The organism is Janthinobacterium sp. GMG2 (genome assembly GCF_033949445.1).
Lineage (GTDB): Bacteria > Pseudomonadota > Gammaproteobacteria > Burkholderiales > Burkholderiaceae_D > Janthinobacterium > Janthinobacterium aestuarii.
This window is the reverse complement of record NZ_JAXAWA010000001.1, coordinates 608,742-628,983: the sequence shown is the minus strand read 5'-3', so window position 1 is coordinate 628,983 and position 20,242 is coordinate 608,742. Positions and strand designations below refer to the sequence as shown.

Here is a 20,242-nt window from a genome sequence, read left to right as displayed (position 1 = left end):
CATGTGGATGACCAAAGTCAGTATTCAAAATCCCGTCTTCGCCACCATGGTCATGGTGGCGCTGGTAGTACTGGGCATCTTCTCCTACCGTGGCCTGGGCGTGGAGAGCATGCCCAGCGTGCAGTTCCCGTTCGCCGCCATTGAAGTGAACTACCCGGGCGCCTCGCCCGAAGCCGTGGAAAACGACATCACGCGCCCCATCGAGGACGCCGTGAACACCGTCAGCGGCATCAAGACCATCCGTGCCAACTCGTGGGAAGGACGCGCCGGCGTCTACCTGGAATTCGAGCTGTCGACGAATATGGACAAGGCCATGCAGGATTTGCGCGACAAGGTGGCCCTGGTGCGCCCGCGCTTCCCGAAAGAAGCCAAGGACCCGTTCATCGCCCGCGCCGAAGGCGACAACGAGCGCCCCATCGCCACCATCGTGCTGACCTCCACCGGACATGACCTGCGCGCGCTGTCGACCATGACGGAGCAGATCATCAGCAAGCGCTTCCAGGGCGTGGCCGGCGTGGGGCAAGTCAAGCTGCGCGGCTTGCGCGCGCGCCAGATCCTCATCAGCATGAAGCCGATCGAGCTCAATGCCCAGGGCATCGGCGTCGATGAAGTGATCCGCGCCATCCAGGCCACGAATACCAATTTGCCGGCCGGCTCCATCAGCCATGGCGCGGCCGAGCAATTGGTGCGCGTGGAAGGCAAGATCAAGGATGCGCGCGAATTCGGCAAGATCATCGTCGCGCGCCGCGCCGTCGGCCCCGTCTACCTGGACCAGGTAGCCACCGTCGTCGATGGCGAACAGGAAGAACTGTCGATCTCGCGCATGAACGGCCAGCAGGCCGTGACGATGGAAATCACCAAGGTGCAGGATGCCAACGTGGTGGAAGTGGGCACCGGCATCCTGAAAGTGGCGGCCGACCTGCAAAAGACCCTGCCGCCCGATATCACTCTGCGGGTGCTCGACGACGAATCGGAACGCGTGCAAAGCCAGCTCAATAACGTCAAGCGCACCATCATCGAAGGCGCCGTGCTGACCATGGTGATCGTCTTCCTGTTCCTGCATTCGTGGCGCTCGACCATCATCACGGGCTTGACCCTGCCGATCTCCGTGCTGGCCAGCTTCATCGCCATGAAAGCGTTTGGTTTTACCCTGAACTTTTTGACCCTGATGGCGCTGTCCCTGTGCATCGGCCTGTTGATCGATGACGCCATCGTCGTGCGCGAAAACATCGTGCGCCACCTGGGCATGGGCAAGAACCACTACAAGGCGGCCAACGACGGCACCAATGAAATCGGCCTGGCCGTGATGGCCACCACATTCGCCATCGTCGCCGTATTCGTGCCCGTCGCCTTCATGGACGGCATCATCGGCCGCTTCTTCCTGCAGTTCGGCATCACCGTGGCCGTCGCCGTGCTCGTGTCGCTGTTCGTCAGCTTCACGCTCGACCCCATGCTGTCGTCCGTCTGGCGCGACCCCGTCAAGGACCGCTTCAAATACGTGCCGTGGCTGGGCCGCTTCATGGCCTGGATCGAGACGGGCATCGACCGTCTGCACGTCTGGTATGGCAAGGTGCTGGCCCTGGCCCTGCGCTGGCGCAAGACGACACTGGCCACGGCCGTGGCCCTGTTCACGGGCAGCCTGATGCTCGTGCCCATGATCGGCGGCGAGATGTTCCCCGAGACGGACCAGGGCTGGGTCAACCTGCGCTTCAAGACGCCCGTCGGCTCCAGCCTCGAATATACGGATAGCAAAGTGCGCCAGATCGAAACGGCCCTGAAGGAATTCCCCGAGATCGACAGCCTGGTGGCCAATATCGGCACGCCCGATGGACGCAATGCGGCCGAGGTGAACCTGAAGCTGACGGACATCAAGACGCACAAGCGCCGCTCGCAGCAGGAACTGGAAAAACTGATCCGCGAGCGCCTGGCGCCGATTGCCGGCATCACCCTGTCCGTCGGCCAGCGTCCCATCTTCATCGCCATCCTCGGCACGGACGAAGGCAAGCTCGATGCGGTGGCGCACACCTTGATGGACAAGATGCGCAACATCAAGGGCCTGGCCGACATGGAATACAGCCAGGAAGGCGCCAATCCGTCGACCACCGTGAAGATCAATAACGAACTGGCCAGCGACCTGGGATTGTCGGTGCAGCAGATCGGCAATGCCCTGCGCCCGTTTGTCGCCGGCGACACGGTCAGCCACTGGCTGGCGTCCGACGGGCAGAACTACGACGTCAACGTGCAGCTGCCCAAGTCGGGCCGGCAAAAGGTGGCCGACCTGGCCGACCTGTCGCTGGCGTCCAGCAAGCTTGACGCGAACGGCAAGCCCGTCATGATTCCGCTGCGCCAGGTGGTCGACTTCGTGCCGTCATCGAGCCCGCAAGTGCTCAAACGCCAGGCCTTGCAGCGCCGCGTCGCCATCTATGCGGGCACGCAGGGCCGTCCCGCCGGCGACGTCGACGCCGACGTGCAAAAGGCGATGCAATCGATCGACCTGCCGCCCGGTGTGCGCTTCGACGTGGCCGGCAATGCGCAGCAGATGGCCGAAACCATGGGCGGCGCGATGATGGCGCTGGGGATTGCCGTGATCTTCATCTACCTGGTGCTGGCCTCGCAGTTCGGCAGCTTCCTGCAGCCGATCGCCATCATGGTGTCCCTGCCGCTCTCCTTGATCGGCGTGCTGGCTGCATTGCTCATTACGGGCAGCACCTTGAACATCTTCTCCGTGATCGGCTTCATCATGCTCATGGGCCTCGTCACCAAGAATGCGATTCTGCTGGTCGACTTCACCAACCAGCGCCAGCGCGAAGGCCTGGGGCAGTTCGAGGCGCTGATGGAAGCGGGGCAAGTGCGGCTGCGCCCCATCCTGATGACGACCCTGGCGATGGTCTTCGGCATGCTGCCGATGGCCATCGGCATGGGTGACGGCGGCGAATCGCAGGCGCCGATGGGCCGCGCCGTCATCGGCGGCGTGATCACCTCGACCTTGCTGACCCTGGTGGTGGTGCCCGTCGCCTACACCTACCTCGATAGCCTGGGCAAGCGCGCCGCGCGCTTCTTTGGCGGCGGCGAGCATGCCCACGCCGATGCCGACGACGCCAAGGCACACGCCCACTGATCCACCGGTCGCCTTCACCGTCCCCGCATTGGCGGGGACGACGCGGCGGCTTCCTGAAGAGAGCTTCAGTTGACCAAAGCGGCCCCACTGGCTAGACTGTCCCCGTTATCAATGATATGGAGTGACTCGTGGGTGCTTGTTCCAGTGACAGTAGTCGATTGACCATCGGCGATCGGCCTTAGGCAAGACGCGCGCATTCCGCCCGCCTTGCCTAAGGCAAGGTGCGGTTTTACCAGCGGCAGTATTCTCTCGCCGCCACTTCCCCCTCTTCGTTCCACCGTTGTCGTCTGCTGCCCCAATCCGGGCGGATAGTCTTCGCCTTTGCACTCGCCTGTTCCTCCCCAGCCGGGAGAAATAATGGTGGTATTTGACTTTGCGCTGCGCGTTGCCGCAGCATTGACCCTGGGCGCCATGATCGGCGCCGAACGCCAGCTGCGCCAGCGCATGGCGGGCCTGCGCACGAACGCGCTGGTGTCCGTCGGCGCCTCGCTGTTCGTGATGGTTTCCGTGCTCGAAGGCGATGCCTCTGGCCACATGCGCATCGCCGCGCAGGTGGTGTCGGGCATCGGCTTTCTGGGCGCCGGCGTCATCATGCGCGAAGGCATGACGGTGCGGGGATTGAACACGGCCGCCACCCTGTGGTGCTCGGCCGCCATCGGCATCCTGTGCGGCCTGGGGTTTGCGCTGGAAGCGGCGATCGGCACGGGCTTCGTGCTGATCGCCAACCTCGTGCTGCGCCACCTGGCGCAGCGCATCAACGCGCACGGCAGCGAAGCGGGCATCGAGACGGAAAGCATCTACCGCGTGACGGCCGTATGCGAGGCGGAGCAGGAAGTCCAGGTGCGCAAGCTGATGCTGCGCTTGATCAGCGGCATGCCGGCCCTGATGCTGCAATCCTTGCACAGCGAGGATGCCGCGCACGCGGGACGCATCGAAGTGCGGGCCGACTTGCTCACGCCCTTGTCCAGCCTGGGATTGCTGGAGCAGATCGTCAGCCAGGTGAGCCTGGAAGGCAGCGTCTCGGCCGTGCGCTGGGCGCTCGTGAACAACGCGGAATTTGTCGCTGAGCGAGGTGTGTGATGAAAAAGTTCTTCCTTTGGTTTGCCAAACGTGGGCCGGCTGTCGCCACCTACCGCCTGACCGTCACCTGCCCCGCGGCGCAAGCCGACCATGTCGTGCGCCTGCTGCTGGCCGAACTGAAAGGCGCGGGCCTGGCGCCGTCGCAAATGCTGCGCAGCTGGGACGAAGCCAGGCAGGTGGTGCAGCTGATCGCCACGGTGCTGTGCCAGGCCGTGCAGCGCGCCGTGCTGGTGCGCTTCGTCAACCGCGCCGGCGCCTGGCCGCAAGTGCGGCAAGTGCGCTGGGAAGGTGTCGCGTCCTCAATCTGACGCCGGCAGGCGCATGAGGAACAGCGCGCCGCCTTGCGGGCGGTTCTGCGCCTCGATGCTGCCGCCGTACGCGTGCACGATGGCTTGCGACAGGGCCAGGCCCAGGCCGAAACCGGGCGCCTCGCCCGCGCGCGCCTGGGCGCCACGGTAAAAACGCTCGAACAGATGCGGCAAGTCTTCCACGCCGATGCCCGGTCCCGCGTCCGCCACGCCGACGACTGCATGCGCGCCATCGCGCGCCACGTGCACGGCGATGACGCTGTCGGGCGGCGAAAACTTCACGGCGTTATCGAGCAGGTTGGCCAGCACCAAGTCCACGGGACCGGCCGCCACCCGCGCCTGCACGGCCACACTGTCATCGAAGACGATGCGGATGCCGCGCTGCGCCGCCGCCTTTTCCAGGCGCTGCGCGGCCGCCCGCACGAGGGGATTGAGCGCGATGGTTTCCACGGCATTGCGTTCCTGGCCCACGTCCAGGCGCGTGAGCATCAACAACTCTTCCACGAGGGTCGTCAGGCGTTGCACCTCATCGAGGCAGGACGCCAGCGCATCGACATACTCGGGCGCTTCGCGCGGGCGGCGCAGGGTGATTTCGATTTCCGTGCGCAGGCGCGACAGGGGTGAACGCAATTCGTGCGAGGCGTCGGCCGTGAAACGGCGCTGCGCATCGTAGCCGTCCTCCAGGCGGTCCAGCATCGCGTTCAGGGTGTCGACCAGGCGGCCGATCTCGTCCTGCGTGCCGGGATGGGGCAGGCGCTGGTGCAGGCTGGCTTCGCCGATCGAATGCGCCTGGTCCACCACGTCATCGATGGCGCCCAGCACGCGGCGCGTGAGCATTTCGCCAGCCAGCCCCACGGCCGCCAGCAAGGCCAGCGCCATGGCGCCAAACAGCACGGTGGCCGCGGCCAGCACGTGGTTGGTGTCGTCGAGCGAGCCAGCCACCTGCACAGCCAGGCCCGCGCCGGACGAGGGCACGGGGATCGACACCATGCGCAGCGGCTCTTCGCCGAACTTGGGCAGGGTCTCGAAGACGGTCTCGCCGGCCGCCAGGCGCGTGAGCAGGGCGGACGTCGCCGGCAGCTGCGCCGCCTCCAGGTTGCGGCTGCGCGCCAGCACGCGGCCTTCGCCATCGATGATCTGCACCAGGCGATCGAGCCGTGTCAACGACGGCGGCGCCAGTCCCGGCGCCACCTCGTGCACCTGCACGGGCTGGCGCGGCGCGGCCGGCAGCATGGCCATTTCCGTTTCGCCCAGCGCCAGCAGGGCTGCATCGAGCTGGCCGTGCACGGCGCGCGACAGGCCCCAGTAACCGGCCAGCGCCGTGCAGGCGACGATGGCGAGGATCACGGCCAGGTGCACCAGCAGCAATCGTTTGCGAAAGCTAGCCACCGTTGTTTTCCGCCAGACGGAAACCGCGCCCGCGCACCGTGTGGATCAAAGGCGGCAAACCCGGCGCATCGACTTTTCCCCGCAGGTTGCGCACGTGGACGTCGATCAGGTTATCGATGCCGATCAGGTCCGCCTGCCATATCTGCTCGGCCAGGCGCGCGCGGCTGACCACCTCGCCCGCCTGGCGCAGCAGGATCAATAGAATCGCGTATTCCTTGGGAGTGAGCACCAGAGGCGCGCCGGCCCGCGTCGCCTGGTGGCTGACGGGATCAAGTGTCAAATCGGCCAGCGCCAGCACCAGCGGGCGGCTGATGTCGGAGCGGCGCAGCAAGGCGCGGATGCGCGCCAGCAGCTCCTCGAATTCGAACGGCTTGGTCAGGTAATCGTCGGCGCCCGTGTTCAGGCCCGCCACCCGGTCGGCCGTGGCGTCGCGCGCCGTGAGCATCAGCACGGGCGTCTGGATGCCGCGCGCGCGCAAGTCGCGGCAAAAATCGATGCCCTGCTTGCCCGGCAACATCCAGTCCAGCACGATCGCATCGTAGTCGACGGCGTAGCTTTCATCCTCGCCCTCTTCCGCGCTGTGCGCCACATCGACGACAAAACCTTCTTCCTGCAAGCCGCGGGCCAGCAGACGCGCCGCCTTGCGGTCGTCTTCCACCAGGAGGATTCTCATGCCTGCCTTTCGCGTCGCACCTTGTTTTCCATGCTGGCATTTTACCGCGCCGCAGCGTGCGCACACGGAACCTGAAGAATGATTCAGGCGTTCTTGGGCGCTTCTTCAGGAGCACATTGCTATGCTTTCCCGGCGCTGTAGTGACGCTGCCTGCGCCACCTGCGCCCCTCTCTTGCCCGCCTGGGCACGGCATCCACGCATGCCCCATCACCATCAATAACAAGGAAACACGGGATGAACACGACCACCCGCAACGCCCTGGGCGCCAGCTGCGCCCTCGCTCTCGCCTGTTCGGCCCTGGCCGGCTGCGCCAAGCCGACAGCGGCAGCCACGCCGCCCGCCCAATCGATACACCTGGACGACGGCAGCATCGCCGTCGACAAGATGTCGCCGCTGCGCCAGCGCCTGCAGATCGCCGCCGTGCAGGAACAGGACATCGCCACGCAGACGCAGGCGCCGGGCAGCATCGAAGCGATGCCGGAAAAACTGGTGAAAATCACGTCGCCGCTGGCCGGGCGCATCACGCGCTTGCAGCGTTCACTGGGCGACAGCGTGAAGGCGGGCGACCCGCTATTCACGCTCGACTCGGCGGAACTGAGCACCGCCTACGCGGACGACAGCAAGGCCAAGTCCATCCTGCTGCAGGCGCGCCAGGAACTCGAGCGCCAGAAGACCCTGTTCGAGGCGGAAATCGCCGCGCGCAAGGAGTACGAAGCGGCCCAGGCAGCCTACGACCAGGCCGGCAGCGACGCCCGGGCCAGCGCCGACAAGCTGGCCCAGTACGGCGCCGGCGCGCGCGGCACCCGCCGCGACTATGTGCTGCGTTCACCGATCGCCGGCACCGTGATCGCCATGGAAGGCGCCCAGGGCGGCTACTGGAACGATATCAACGCCCCCGTCATGACGGTGGCAGACCTGTCCACCGTGTGGCTGTCGGCCAATGTGGCCGAGCGGGACCTGGCGCAGGTGGCCGTGGGACAAACGGCCAGCATCACCGTCGATGCCTGGCAAGGCAAGGCTTTCGAGGGCAAGGTCGCCTATGTCGGCGCCGTGCTCGATCCCGAGACGCGCACGGTGAAGGTGCGCGTGGCCATCGACAACCGCGCCGGCGCCTTCAAGCCGGGCATGTTCGCCCACGCGGGATTTGCCGGCGCTTCCCGCCGCGCCCTCCTCGTGCCGGCCGCCGCCGTGCTGCAAAGCGGACCATCAACGCGCGTGATGGTCGAGCGCAGCCCGCTGCGCTTCGAACCGCGCACGGTGCAGGTGGGCGCCAGCCATGGCGAGCAAGTGGAAATCGTCTCGGGCCTGAAGGCCGGGGAACGCATCGTCGTCAAGGAAGGAGTGCTGCTCAATGATTGACCGTTTCATCGCCACCTGCTGCCAGCGGCGCGGCATCGTCTGGCTCGTGCTGCTGTTCGTCGCCGCCTACGGCGTCTATTGCTGGAAGCAGCTGCCCATCGAAGCGTATCCAGATATCGCCGACGTCACCTCGCAAATCGTCACGCAGGTGCCGGGGCTGGGCGCCGAGGAAATCGAGCAGCAGATCACAATTCCCCTCGAACGCGCGCTGCTGGGCACACCGGGCATGCACGTGCTGCGCACGCGCAGCCTGTTCGCGCTGTCCTTGATCACCGTGGTGTTCGAAGATGGCAGCGACGGCTACTTCACGCGCGAGCGGCTGCAGGAGCGCCTGGCCAGCGTGAACCTGCCCTACGATGCCAAGCCGGGGCTCGATCCCTATACCTCGCCCACGGGCGAGATCTACCGCTATACGCTGGAGTCGACAACACGCTCGCTGCGCGAACTGTCCGAGCTGCAGTTCTGGACCGTGATCCCGCGCCTGCAGCAGGTGCGCGGCGTGGCGGACGTCAGCAATTTCGGCGGCCTGACAACGCAGTTCATGCTGGAACTCGATCCCGCAAAACTCGACAGCTACGGCTTCTCGCTGGCGCAGGTCAAGGACGCCATCAACGCCAACAACATCAGCGGCGGCGGCAGCGTGATCGACCGCGGCCAGCAATCGTACGTGGTGCGCGGCGTGGGCTTGCTGCATACGCTAGACGATATGGGCAACGTCGTCGTCAGCAGCAAGGATGGCGTGCCCGTGCTGGTGAAGGACCTGGGCAAGCTCGCTTACGGCAACGTGGAGCGGCGCGGCATCCTCGGCAAGGACGACAACCCCGACACCATCGAAGGCATCACCCTGCTGCTCAAGGATTTCAATCCATCCGAAGCGCTGGCCGGCATCCATGCGGCCGTGGACGACTTGAACGCCAACGTGCTGCCGAAGGACGTCAAGATCGTGCCCTACCTGGACCGCAGCTCGCTGATCGACGCCACCCTGCACACTGTGGGATTTACCTTGGGCGAAGGCATGCTGCTCGTCGCCCTCGTGCTGCTGCTGTACCTGGGCAGCCCGCGCGCGGCCGCCATCGTCGCGCTGACGATCCCGCTGGCCCTGCTGATCGCCTTTATCTTCATGCACCATTTTAAGATTCCCGCCAATTTGCTGTCCTTAGGGGCGATCGACTTCGGCATCCTCGTCGACGGTTCCGTAGTGGTGCTGGAAAACATGCTGCGCCGCCGCGAACGGGATCAGGAGCGGCCCCTGACCCTGCAGGACGCCATCGACGCGACCCTGCAAGTGGCGCGCCCCATCATGTTCGGCATGGCCGTCATCATCGCCGCCTATCTGCCCCTGTTCGCTTTCCAGCGCATCGAGTACAAGCTGTTTTCGCCGATGGCGTATGCGGTCGGCGCCGCGCTCGTGGGCGCGCTCGTGGTGGCGCTGGTGCTGATCCCGGGCCTGGCCTGGCTGGCCTTGCGCAAGCCGCGCCGCACCTTCCACAACCGCGCGCTGGACACGCTGGCGGGCGCGTATGGCCGCTTCCTCGAACGCATGGTGGGCAGCAAGCGCTGGGTGGCGATGGTGTGCGCAGGATCGCTCGCAGTGCTTGCCATCCTGGGCGGCAGCATCGGGCGCGACTTTTTACCGTACCTCGATGAGGGTTCCTTGTGGCTGCAGGTACAGATGCCACCCGGGATTACCCTGGACAAGGCGTCCGAGATGGCCAGCGAACTGCGGCGCGCCGCGCTGGAATTCCCCGAAGTGTCGACCATCGTCACACAGACGGGGCGCAACGACGACGGCACCGATTACTGGACGCCGTCGCACATCGAGGCGAGCGTGGGGCTGCATCCGTACAAAAGCTGGAAGTCCGGCATGAGCAAGCAGCAGCTGATCGCGAAAATGAATGCACGCTTCGCCCGCATGCCGGGCATCACCGTGGCCTTCATGCAGCCGATGATCGATGGCGTGCAGGATAAATTGTCGGGCGCGCACAGCGATCTGACGGTGAAAATGTTCGGTAACGATCTCGATGAAGTGCGCGCCATCGCCGGCAAGGTGGCCAATGTCCTCAAAACCGTCCACGGCGCCTCTGACGTGGCCGTGGACGTCGAGCCGCCCTTGCCCAACCTGAAGGTGGAGCTGGACCGCGCCAAGGCGGCGCGCTACGGCATCAACGCGGCCGACGTGGCCGACCTGATTGCCACCGGCATCGGCGGCGCGCCCATCGGCCAGGTCTACGTGGGAGAGAAAAGCTATGACATCGCCGTGCGCTTCCCGCCCGCCACGCGTTCCAGCCCGGACGCCATCGCCAGCCTGAAGCTCACGGCCGCCAACGGCGCGAAGATCCCGCTGGCGCAGGTGGCCACCATCAGCACCACCTCGGGCGAGAGCGTGATCGTGCGCGAAATGGGGCGGCGCCACATCATCGTGCGCCTCAACGCCCGCGGGCGCGACCTGGCCGGCTTCCTGGCCGAGGCGCGCCCGCTGGTGGCGCAAGCCGTGGCAGGCGAGCACCAGCGCATCAGCGTGGAATGGGGCGGGCAGTTCGAAAACCTGCAGCGCGCGCAAAGCCGTTTGACGCTGATCCTGCCGATGACCCTGGGCGCCATGTTCCTGCTGCTGTTTGGCCAGTTCCGCAACCTGCGCCAGCCCGCGCTGGTCTTGCTGGCCGTGCCGCTGGCCATGCTGGGCGGCCTGGCCGCGCTGCATTTGCGCGGCATGACCTTGAATGTATCGAGCGCCGTCGGCTTCATCGCCCTGTTCGGCGTGGCCGTCCTGAATGCCGTGCTGATGCTGGCGCAGATCAACCGCTTGCGCAGTGAGGAGGGCAAGAGCTTGCGCGACGCCGTGCTCGAAGGCGCGCGCGACCGCATGCGCCCCGTGCTGATGACGGCCACCGTGGCCGCCCTGGGCCTGACGCCGGCCATGCTGGCGACGGGCCTGGGCAGCGATGTGCAGCGCCCGCTGGCCACCGTCGTCGTGGGCGGCCTGGTGACGGCCACCGCCCTCACCCTGCTGCTGTTGCCGGCCCTGTATTACCTGATCGAGGCGCACCTGCAAAAACGCCAGACGCATACCGAAGGAGAGACCCATGACACGTTTTAATGTACTGGTGGCGGCCTGGCTGATCGCGCCCGGCGCCTTTGCCACGCCCTTGAGCTTTGACACTTACCTGTCCGCCGTGGAAAACCACAGCCTGGAACTGCGGGCGCAGCAGGAAGGCATCGTCTCGGCCAAGGCCGGCATCGGCATCGCCGGCCTGCGTCCCGATCCCGAGTTCACTCTGGGTGCCACGCGCGAAACCGTGCGCAGCGCCGAACACCGTCCCGTCACGTGGAACCCGGCCATCAGCATGGCCATCGAGACGGGCGGCAAGCGCGCCGCGCGGTTAAAAGCGGCGCACAGCAGTGTCGCGCTGGCCGAGGAAACGGTGGCCGGCTTCAAGAGCGAGCTGTATCACACGGCCGCCACCGCGTTCACGGAAGCGTGCCGCACGCGCGACGTCGCAGCGCGCAAGGAGCAGACCATGGCGGCCTTGTCGAAAGTGGTCGAGGCGAACGCCGTGCGGCGCAAGGCGGGCGACGTGGGCGGCATCGAGCTGCTGCAGTCGCGCGTGGAACGCGACCAGTTCCAGGCCGAGCTGGCGCAGGCGCGCAGCGAGGCGGACAGCGCCATGCTGAATTTGTCGCCGCCCTTGGGCCGCCAGTTCGATGCGCTGTTTCCGGACGCGCAGCTGGCCTGCGACTTCGCCGCGCATGCCGACAAGGATGCAAAGGTGCTGGTGCCGCAGGCGCTCGAGGCCCGCAGCGACGTGCGCATCGCCCGCGCCACCGTCGACAATCTGCGCGACGGCGCGGCCCTCGTGCGCGCCAACCGCGCCGTCGATCCGACCGTCACCGTGGGCCTTGCCGCCGCGCGCGGCTACCATGACGGCATCGATGGCAGCGGCAATCCCGTCGAAGGCGCGGCCCGCTCGCGCGCCCTGTCCATCTCGCTGGCCATTCCCATCCCCCTGTCGCGGCGCGACACGGGCGACATCGTGCAGGCGGAAGCAAGTGTCACGCAGGCGATGCTGGCTTTGCGCCAGGCCGAACTGACGGTGGAAACGCAGGTGCGCACGGCGCAGCGGCAATTGCGTTCGGCGCAGGACAGGCTGGCGCGCTACCGCGACGGCGTGCTGGTCGATGCGCAAAAGGTGGTCGATGGCATGCGCCTGTCTTACGTCAAAGGCAATGCGTCGCTGCTGGAATGGCTGGCGGCGCAGCGTTCGGCCGATGAAGCCTACCAGGGCTATGTGCAGGCGCGCGCCGATGCGGCCATCGCCAGCACGCAGCTGCAACTGGCGATCGGCCAGCGGCCGAGCTTGTAGCGGGGAGAAAGTAGAACGAGGAGTTACCGGCGCGGCGATGGTGCCGCACCGGTCGTCAAGCATGGGGAATTACTGGGGCTGGGCAGGCGCGTCGGTAGCGTCGTCCGCATCGTCCGCTTCGGGCTCTTCACCCTCGGCACCCTCTTCACCGTCGGCCGGCTTCGGATTGTTCTTCGCTTCCAGCTTGCGCCTGGCTTTTTCCTCGGCTTTCTTCTTCTTTTCCAGCTCTTTTTGCCGTTTTTCGTATTGGAAATTTGTCTTGGCCATTTACTACCTCTTTAGTTTTTAGATGTTACAGATAAGCATATAAGGCACATTATGACGTAGTTGGAGCAAACACCAAATGTTTAGCCGCGCGGATGATGCTGCGCATGCAGCAGTTTCAGCCGTTCGCGGGCCACATGCGTGTAAATCTGCGTGGTGGAAATATCGGAGTGTCCCAGTAACAATTGCACAACACGCAAGTCCGCCCCATGGTTGAGCAAATGCGTGGCGAACGCGTGACGCAAGGTGTGCGGCGACAGCGGCGCCGTGATGCCGGCGCTCAGCGCATGTTTCTTGATGATGACCCAGAACATTTGCCGCGTCATGGCGCCCCCGCGCCGCGTGACGAACAGCGCGTCGTCCATTTGCCCGTCGAGGATGATGCCGCGCGCCTCCTTCAGGTAGCGCTCGATCCACAGCCGCGCCTGTTCACCGAACGGCACCAGCCGCGTCTTGCTGCCCTTGCCCGTGATACGCAGCACGCCATCGTTGAGGCTCAGTTCCACGGATTTCAAGTCCACCAGTTCCGACACGCGCAAGCCGCTCGCATACATGAGTTCGAGCATGGTGCGTTCGCGCAGGCCCAGCGGCGTGCTCACGTCGGGCGCCGCCAGCAGCGCTTCCACCTGCGCTTCGCTCAGAGTATGCACGAAGCGCGCGGGCTGCTTGGCCGAGACCATCTTCAGGCACGGGTCCGCGGCGATATGCTTGTGCCGCAGGGCCAGCTGGTAAAACCGCTTGAGCACGGACAGGCGCCGGTTCGACGACGTCGCCTTGCTCTCGTCGTGGCGGGCAGCGAAATACGCTTCGATGTCGGCCGTGGAGACTTCGTACAGGCCTTCGCGCCCGGGCCGCGCCACTTCCAGCCAGCGCGCAAACAGCCGCATGTCGCGCCGGTAGGCGTCGAGCGAGTTTTTCGACAGGCCGTCTTCCAGCCACAGGCTGTCGCAGAATTCATCGATCAGGGTAGCGTTGTCGGGCGCCAGCAGGCTGTTCATCATCGTGTTGACCACCCCATGCCCGCCACGCCTTCATGCGCCAGCAGCCAGCGCTTGACGCCCAGGTGGAAACCCGTCGCATCGTCGTGATGGGCAAAGCCGCCCAGGCCGCCAGCGGCCGTGACCCGGTGGCAAGGGATCACCACGGGAAACCAGTTGGCGCCGCAAGCCTGGCCCACGGCGCGCGGCGCCGAGCCGATCAGGCGCGCCACGTCGCCATACGTGCGCACCTGGCCGCGCGCAATGCCGCTGATCGCCGCCCACACCCGTTGCTGATAGGCGCTGCCCGAAGCGGCCAGCGGCAGGTCGAAGACGTAATCGGGATCGCGGAAATAGCGCGCCAGTTGCTGGCAGGCCCGCTCGGAGACGGCATCCTGCGCGTCTTTCTCGTCAAAGTGCGGCGGCAGATAGACCAGTTCGCATACTTGGCCATCCTGCGCGCGCACGCCCATGGCGCCGAATGGCGCGGCCACGATGGCGCTGAACAGTTCACTACCCTGTTGTTTTTTCATCTGCTGATCATTATTCAAGTGTGGCATATATGCAACCTGCCGGCGCGGGAAACGGCGCCACGGGAATTATGCACCGACTTTGGGCGTGCCGGCGGACGTTTCCTGCGCACGAAAAAAAAGCGCACCAGTCGGTGCGCTTCAAATATTGCTTCACGTTCCCGGTCGTTTGGGTCCGCCGGTGCCGGCTTGTGGCCGCAGACAGCTATGACTCAACAACTTCTGTGAAACGTGTGTCTCCTCAATATATCCCCGGTATCAATACCGTTTTTATAGACCACTCCCCCACTAACCTTGTTGCCAATTCTGTATTTCAGCCTTGCTACCGGGGCGCATATGCATATACGTGTTTCCCCTTAAGGCTGCCCATCATAGCGCATTTATTCGGCCGGATCGACTTTTTTTGCACCATGACGGGGACAACTGTTTTAGTTGTAAATTAAATTTGGCAGCCACAGCGAGATTTGTGGTACGTAGGTGATCAGGCCCAGGAAGGCCAGCATCGTCAGCAGCCATGGCATCACGGCCACGGTCAGCTCCGAAATGCCCATCTTCGTGATGCCTGACGCCACATAGAGGTTCAAGCCCACGGGCGGATGGCACATGCCCACTTCCATGTTGACCACGATCAGGATGCCGAAATGCACGGGATCGATGCCCAGCTTCATGGCGACAGGGAACAGAATCGGCGCCATGATCAGCACGATGGACGACGGTTCCATGACGTTACCAGCCAACAACAGCAGCACGTTGACCACCAGCAGGAAGCTGATCACGCCCAGGCCCTTGCCCGTGATCCATTCGGCCATCGCTTGCGGGATGTTTTCACTGGTCATCAGGAACGAGAACAGCACGGCATTTGTGATGATGTACAACAGCATCGCCGACATGGCGGCCGAATCGAGCAAGACCTTGCCCACTTGCTTGATCTTCAAGTCCTTGTAGACGAAGACGGCGATGATGAAGGCGTACACGGCAGCCATGGCGGCCGCTTCCGTCGGCGTGAAGGCGCCCGAATAGATGCCGCCCATGACGATGACGATCAGCAGCAGGCCCCAGGCGCTCTTCTTGAACGTGACGAAGCGCTCGCCCCAGCTGGCCTTTTTCATGCGCGGATAGTTGTGCTTGCGCGCCAAAAACCACGTCGTCAGGCCCAGCAGCATGGCCAGCATCATGCCGGGAATCACGCCGGCCATGAACAGCTTGCCCACCGAGGTATTCGTGCTGACGGAATACATCACCATCACGATCGACGGTGGAATCAAAATGCCCAGCGCGCCCGAGGTGGTGATGACGCCGGCGCCGAAACCGCGCGGATAGCCCTGCTTGACCATGGCCGGCAGGATGATGGAGCCGATCGCCACCACGGTGGCGGGGCTGGAACCGGACACGGCCGCAAACAGCGCGCACGCCATCACGCCGGCCAGCGCCAGGCCGCCATGCCAGTGGCCGACCATGGAGCTGGCGAAGTTGATCATGCGCCGCGCCACCCCGCCATGCGTGAGGAAGTTACCGGCCAAAATGAAGAACGGGATGGCCATGATCTCGAATTTCTCGATGCCCGTGAAAATCTTCAGGGCCACCGATTCGATGGGCACGCTGGTCATGGTAAACAGGAACGTCAGTACCGTCAGGCCCAGCGAAATGGAAATCGGCATGCCGGTCAGCATCAGCGCCAGCAGCAACACAAAAATGATCAGCGCGTTCATGCCTTGGCTCCTTTTTCTTCAGCCGTCAGTTCGTCTTCCAGGCCCTCGACGTGCGAGTGGTCGTGTTTCGGCAAGGCGCCCGTCTTGATGAAATGCACCATCACTTGCAGGAAGCGGAAGCACATCAGGTAGGAACCGAGCGGCACGGCCAGGTACACCAGCCACATGGGGATTTCCATGTCGGCCGACGTCTGGTCCGTGTGGCCGATCGACCACACGAAGCTGGCACCCAGGGTCCCCACGATGCCCGTAAACAGGGCGCCGGCACCGAGGCCGAAGACGATGAAGCGGTCGCGCCAGCGCGGGTTCATGCGGTTGATCAGCACATCGACGCCCACGTGGATGCCCGTGCGCACGCCATATGCGGCGCCGAACTTGGCCATCCAGACGAACATGTAGATACACAGTTCCTGGGCCCAGCTGGTATTGATTTGAATCAGGAAGTCTTGCAGGCCCGGTATCGGCAGGCCCGCCAGGTAGCGGTGCACGACCGCAACGAAGATGATGAAGGTGGCCGCGCCCATCAGGGTCGCGATCAGCCACTCTTCCAGGTGATCCAGAAATTTCATGGTGGACTTTCAAAGAATGCGGGTACGCCGGCACCCGCGCAGGACGCGCAGGTGCCGTTGCTGCAGAAAGACAGGAATATCCCTGACAGCCGCGCCGGGTGGCGCGGCCAGCGCGCTTACTTCGCGCTTTCCTTGTTGATGGCCGAGATCAGATCCTTGCCGATGCGCGCTTCCATGGCCTTTTGCACGGGCGCCAGCGCCTTGCGCCACTCGGCCTGTTCCTGCACCGTCAGCGTATAGATCTGCGTCTTGCCCGCTTTCTTGATGGCGTCGAGGGCCTGGTCGTTGTCGCGCTGGGCGATGGCTTTTTCAAACGTGGTCGCCTCGCGCATGGCTTTTTCCAGCTGGCCGCGTATATCGGGCGGCAAGCCATCCCAGAATTTCTTGTTGACGATGACGGCATAGCCCAGGTAGCCGTGGTTCGACACGGTCACGTGCTTTTGCACTTCATGCATCTTTTGCGTGTACATATTCGATGGCGGATTTTCCGTGCCGTCGACCACCCCCGTCTGCAGCGCCTGATACACTTCCGAGAAGGCCAGCACTTGCGGATTGGCGCCCAGCGCGCGCATTTGCGCGTCGAGTACCTTCGACGACTGGATGCGCATTTTCAGGCCCTTGAAGTCGGCCGGCATGTGCAGCGGCTTGTTGGCCGACATCACCTTGAAGCCGTTGTCCCAGTAGGCCAGGCCCGTGATACCCTTGGGTTCCAGTTTTTTCAGCAGGCTCTTGCCGATTTCGCCTTCGGTGACGTTGTACAGCGCCGTCTTGGTGGGGAAGATATAGGGCAGGTCGAATGCTTCGAATTCCTTCACGCCCAGCGGGCCGAACTTGGCCAGCGACGGCGCCAGCATCTGCACGGCGCCCAGCTGCAACGCTTCGAGTTCTTCCTTGTCCTTGTACAGCTGGCTGTTCGGGTACAGTTCGATCTTGACCTTGCCGTTCGTGGCTTTTTCGGCCAGCTGCTTGAAGCGCTCGGCGGCCTGGCCTTTCGGCGTGTCGGTGGCCACGACGTGGCTGAACTTGATGACGATGGGGGCTTGCGCGTAAGCGTGGACGCCGACGGTGGCGCCGATGGCCGCGCACAGCGCGACGAACATGGTTTTCATCTGCATTTTTGTCTCCTGAGTGGTTTTTGAAAAACTTTATTATTTGTCTACTTGAATATTGTGCCAAAGAAACTGCTTCGGCTATTGTGGTTAACCACAATAGCCGGTTCCCGATAAGCCGCTACCCTGCCAGCCATGCCGACTCCCCCCACCCTTGCGCGCCGCTTCAAGCTATCGAGCCCGATGCGCTGGCTGCTGCCCGTCATCCTGCTGCTGCTGTTCCTGTCCATCCTGTTCTGGCTGCCCTGGCAGGCGCGCCAGATGGAGAGCAACGAACGCCAGGAGCAGCTGATCGCCGACACGCTGTGGGTGGAGCAGACCATCCGCTTCCAGCTGGCGCGCAACGAGGAAAGCCTGTTCAATCTTGGCGTGGACATCGCCAGCGGCTCGCTGGGCGCGGAAAAAGTGCACGAACGGCTGCAGCAGATGTTGCGCAATGGCCGCGAATTGCAGCGCGTGCTGTGGCTCGACACCAGCGGCAAGGTGCTGGCCACCAGCGACAACAGCCTGCCGCACGCGCTGTCGTTTTCGCCGGCCTCGCTGACGGCTGCCGACAATGCGCGCCGTTTGCACCGGGGCCAGTATGCCCAACCTTCGCAGCAGACGGGCTTTCCCGACGCGCCGCCGGGCGCCATGCTGATGGATTACCACCAGCCCCTGTTCGATGGCCAGCGCTATGTGGGCAGCCTGGTGGCCACCTACCAGATCAGCAGCCTGCTCGATGAAATGGTGCCGTGGTGGTTTGCGCAGGATAACCAGATTTCGCTGATCGACCGCGACGACAAGGTGCTGGCGCGGCGCGCCGCCGCCGGCCCCGGTCACGGCGTGTACACGCACAAGCGCGCGCTCGACGTGCCCGGCGCCAGCATCACCCTGTTTACCGACAGCGTGAAAAGCCAGCCCAAGCTGCTGCCCAATCTGCTGGTCGGCTCCGTCATCGCCCTGTCGCTGGGTTTGCTGTGGAGCTTGCTTGCCCTGTGGCGGCATATTTCGCGCCGCCTGGTGGCCGAAGGCGCGCTGCGCCAGCAGATGCTGTTTCGCACGGCGATGGAAAACTCGCTGGTGACGGGCATGCGCGCGCGCGACCTGGAAGGCAGGGTCACGTATGTGAATCCCGCGTTTTGCCAGATCGTCGGCTATCCGCCCGAGGAAATCCTCGGACGCCTGCCGCCCATGCCCTACTGGGTGCCCGAAGCGCTGGAGGAATACCAGCAGCGCTTCGTCAAGGCCCTGGCCGGCAATCCCACGCCGCAGTTCGAAACCTATTTCCAGCGCCCGGACGGCACGCGCGTGCCCGTGCTGATCTTCGAGGCGCCCTTGGTGGACAAGAACGGCCAGCAGACGGGCTGGATGGGGTCCGTGCTCGATATCTCGGACCGCAAGCGGGTCGAGGAACTCAATCGCCAGCAGCAGGAAAAGCTGCAAACGAGTTCGCGCCTGGCCACCATGGGCGAGCTGGCGTCGATGCTGGCGCACGAATTGAACCAGCCGCTGGCGGCCATTTCCAGCTACACGACGGGCGCCTTGAATTTGATCCGCCGCGCCATCGACCATGACGCCCCCGTCGATCCGGGTACATTGAAGCCGGCACTGGAACAGGCCAGCGCGCAGGCGCAGCGGGCCGGCCAGATCATCCGCAGCGTGCACGATTTCGTGCGCAAGAGCGAGCCGCAGCGCCAGGATATCGCCATCCGCACCCTGATCGACGGCATCCGCGCGCTGATCGACCTGCAGGCGCGCAAATACTATGTCACCATCCAGGAAGAGCTGCCGCCGGACCTGCCGCTGCTGCGCGCCGATCCCGTGATGATCGAACAAGTGCTGCTGAACCTGACGCGCAACGCCATCGAGGCCATGCAGGATGCGGCGCCGGGACGGCGTATCATGCGCCTGCGGGCCAGCCACGACGCGCAGCAGGGCATGGTGACGGTGGACGTGATCGACCATGGCCATGGCATTCCCCAGGACGTGGCCGAACGGCTGTTTTCGCCGTTTTTCTCGACCAAGTCCGAAGGCATGGGCATGGGCCTGAATATCTGCCGCACCGCCATCGAATTTCACGGCGGCGCGCTGACCTTCGGCGCCAACCCCGCTGGCGGAACGATCTTTACCTTCAGCGTGCCGGCCGCGCCAAGCGCGCCGCACTAACGAATAACTAATAACGCATAACGACAAGCCGGAGACCCCATGCTACACATCATCGACGACGAAGAGGTCGTACGCGACTCCCTGTCCTGGCTGGCCGCCTCGCGCAGCATCGAGGCGCGCAGCTACGCCAGTGCCCAGCAATTTCTCGATAGCCTGGACGGCAACTTCGACGCCGCCGGCGACTGCGTGCTGCTCGACGTGCGCATGCCCGACATGAACGGCATCGCCATGTTCGACCAGCTGGTCAAGCGCGACCTGACGGCGCGCCTGCCCGTGATCTTCCTCACCGGCCACGGCGACGTGCCGATGGCCGTCGACAGCCTGAAACGGGGCGCCTTCGATTTCTTTGAAAAGCCGTTCAACGACAACGACCTGATGGACCGCGTACAGCAAGGCCTGGCCAACTCGCGCCAGGCCGGCGAACTGGCCGCCGTGCACGCGCGCCTGGCCACGCTGTCGACGCGCGAACGCGAAGTGCTGGACCTGATTTTGGCGGGCAAGATGAACAAGGTGGTGGCCGACAAGCTGGGCATCAGCATGCGCACCGTGGAAGTCCACCGCGCGCATATCTTCGACAAGATGCAGGTCAAGACGGCGGTGGAGCTGGCTGGGTTGTTGAAGTAATAGACGCTGATGTTGGATTACGCG

16 protein-coding genes are annotated in these 20,242 nt (G+C 64.4%); 8 read left to right on the top strand and 8 right to left on the bottom strand.

The annotated features are described in order from the left end of the window. The first annotated feature begins 1 nt into the window (after position 1). The 3 genes from SKZ59_RS02835 (at position 2) to SKZ59_RS02825 (ending at position 4,506) form a co-directional block, all read left to right on the top strand. Positions 2 to 3,118, top strand: coding sequence for an efflux RND transporter permease subunit (locus tag SKZ59_RS02835; protein ID WP_319990765.1), 3,117 nt, complete (start codon positions 2 to 4; stop codon positions 3,116 to 3,118). Between the two features lie 357 nt (positions 3,119 to 3,475). Continuing rightward, on the top strand, positions 3,476 to 4,198 hold the full coding sequence (locus SKZ59_RS02830; RefSeq protein WP_034779974.1) for an MgtC/SapB family protein: 723 nt from the start codon (positions 3,476 to 3,478) through the stop codon (positions 4,196 to 4,198). Then, positions 4,198 to 4,506 (top strand): hypothetical protein, encoded by a 309-nt coding sequence (locus SKZ59_RS02825; RefSeq protein ID WP_319990764.1) that lies wholly within the window; start codon positions 4,198 to 4,200, stop codon positions 4,504 to 4,506. The genes SKZ59_RS02830 and SKZ59_RS02825 overlap by 1 nt, the downstream gene beginning before the upstream one ends. On the opposite strand, the gene SKZ59_RS02820 is transcribed toward SKZ59_RS02825, so the two are convergent. Both SKZ59_RS02820 and SKZ59_RS02815 read right to left on the bottom strand, forming a co-directional pair. Further along, positions 4,498 to 5,895 carry a sensor histidine kinase gene (locus tag SKZ59_RS02820; protein ID WP_319990763.1) on the bottom strand — a complete coding sequence of 466 codons (1,398 nt, stop codon included), beginning with the start codon at positions 5,893 to 5,895 and terminating at the stop codon, positions 4,498 to 4,500. The two genes, SKZ59_RS02825 and SKZ59_RS02820, sit on opposite strands and share 9 nt — an antisense overlap. Beyond that, entirely contained in the window at positions 5,888 to 6,568 is a 681-nt protein-coding gene (locus tag SKZ59_RS02815; RefSeq protein WP_035821962.1) for a response regulator transcription factor, read from the bottom strand. The genes SKZ59_RS02820 and SKZ59_RS02815 overlap by 8 nt, the downstream gene beginning before the upstream one ends. 234 nt (positions 6,569 to 6,802) lie before the next feature. On the opposite strand from SKZ59_RS02815, the gene SKZ59_RS02810 reads away from it, so the two are divergent. From SKZ59_RS02810 to SKZ59_RS02800, 3 genes are read left to right on the top strand one after another with little or no spacing between them, the layout of a single operon-like run. Beyond that, on the top strand, positions 6,803 to 7,927 hold the full coding sequence (locus tag SKZ59_RS02810; RefSeq protein WP_319990762.1) for an efflux RND transporter periplasmic adaptor subunit: 1,125 nt from the start codon (positions 6,803 to 6,805) through the stop codon (positions 7,925 to 7,927). After that, the gene (locus tag SKZ59_RS02805) at positions 7,920 to 11,024 is read left to right on the top strand and encodes a CusA/CzcA family heavy metal efflux RND transporter (RefSeq protein WP_319990761.1); all 3,105 of its coding nucleotides are present in this window, start codon (positions 7,920 to 7,922) and stop codon (positions 11,022 to 11,024) included. The genes SKZ59_RS02810 and SKZ59_RS02805 overlap by 8 nt, the downstream gene beginning before the upstream one ends. Continuing rightward, entirely contained in the window at positions 11,011 to 12,288 is a 1,278-nt protein-coding gene (locus SKZ59_RS02800; RefSeq protein WP_319990760.1) for a TolC family protein, read from the top strand. The genes SKZ59_RS02805 and SKZ59_RS02800 overlap by 14 nt, the downstream gene beginning before the upstream one ends. 69 nt (positions 12,289 to 12,357) lie before the next feature. Here SKZ59_RS02800 and SKZ59_RS02795 read toward each other — a convergent pair whose 3' ends face one another. The 6 genes from SKZ59_RS02795 to SKZ59_RS02770 form a co-directional block, all read right to left on the bottom strand. Next, positions 12,358 to 12,555: a hypothetical protein gene (locus SKZ59_RS02795; RefSeq protein WP_034746874.1), complete on the bottom strand. Its 198-nt coding sequence runs from the start codon at positions 12,553 to 12,555 to the stop codon at positions 12,358 to 12,360. An 80-nt stretch (positions 12,556 to 12,635) separates the two neighbouring features. Continuing rightward, on the bottom strand, positions 12,636 to 13,553 hold the full coding sequence (xerD, locus tag SKZ59_RS02790; RefSeq protein ID WP_225242529.1) for a site-specific tyrosine recombinase XerD: 918 nt from the start codon (positions 13,551 to 13,553) through the stop codon (positions 12,636 to 12,638). Beyond that, a complete protein-coding gene (locus SKZ59_RS02785; protein ID WP_319990759.1) occupies positions 13,550 to 14,062 on the bottom strand; it encodes a methylated-DNA--[protein]-cysteine S-methyltransferase in 513 nt (170 codons plus the stop codon). The genes xerD and SKZ59_RS02785 overlap by 4 nt, the downstream gene beginning before the upstream one ends. A 425-nt stretch (positions 14,063 to 14,487) precedes the next feature. Beyond that, positions 14,488 to 15,768, bottom strand: coding sequence for a TRAP transporter large permease (locus SKZ59_RS02780; RefSeq protein ID WP_034746868.1), 1,281 nt, complete (start codon positions 15,766 to 15,768; stop codon positions 14,488 to 14,490). Next, positions 15,765 to 16,337 carry a TRAP transporter small permease gene (locus tag SKZ59_RS02775; RefSeq protein WP_034746865.1) on the bottom strand — a complete coding sequence of 191 codons (573 nt, stop codon included), beginning with the start codon at positions 16,335 to 16,337 and terminating at the stop codon, positions 15,765 to 15,767. The genes SKZ59_RS02780 and SKZ59_RS02775 overlap by 4 nt, the downstream gene beginning before the upstream one ends. Positions 16,338 to 16,453: 116 nt before the next feature. Then, positions 16,454 to 17,446 carry a TRAP transporter substrate-binding protein gene (locus tag SKZ59_RS02770; protein WP_413774532.1) on the bottom strand — a complete coding sequence of 331 codons (993 nt, stop codon included), beginning with the start codon at positions 17,444 to 17,446 and terminating at the stop codon, positions 16,454 to 16,456. Between the two features lie 135 nt (positions 17,447 to 17,581). Here SKZ59_RS02770 and SKZ59_RS02765 point away from each other — a divergent pair, with 135 nt between their 5' ends. Both SKZ59_RS02765 and SKZ59_RS02760 read left to right on the top strand, forming a co-directional pair. Beyond that, a complete protein-coding gene (locus tag SKZ59_RS02765; protein ID WP_072455110.1) occupies positions 17,582 to 19,594 on the top strand; it encodes a PAS domain S-box protein in 2,013 nt (670 codons plus the stop codon). A gap of 39 nt (positions 19,595 to 19,633) precedes the next feature. Beyond that, a complete protein-coding gene (locus tag SKZ59_RS02760; protein WP_070301256.1) occupies positions 19,634 to 20,218 on the top strand; it encodes a response regulator transcription factor in 585 nt (194 codons plus the stop codon). The last annotated feature ends 24 nt before the right edge of the window (positions 20,219 to 20,242 follow it).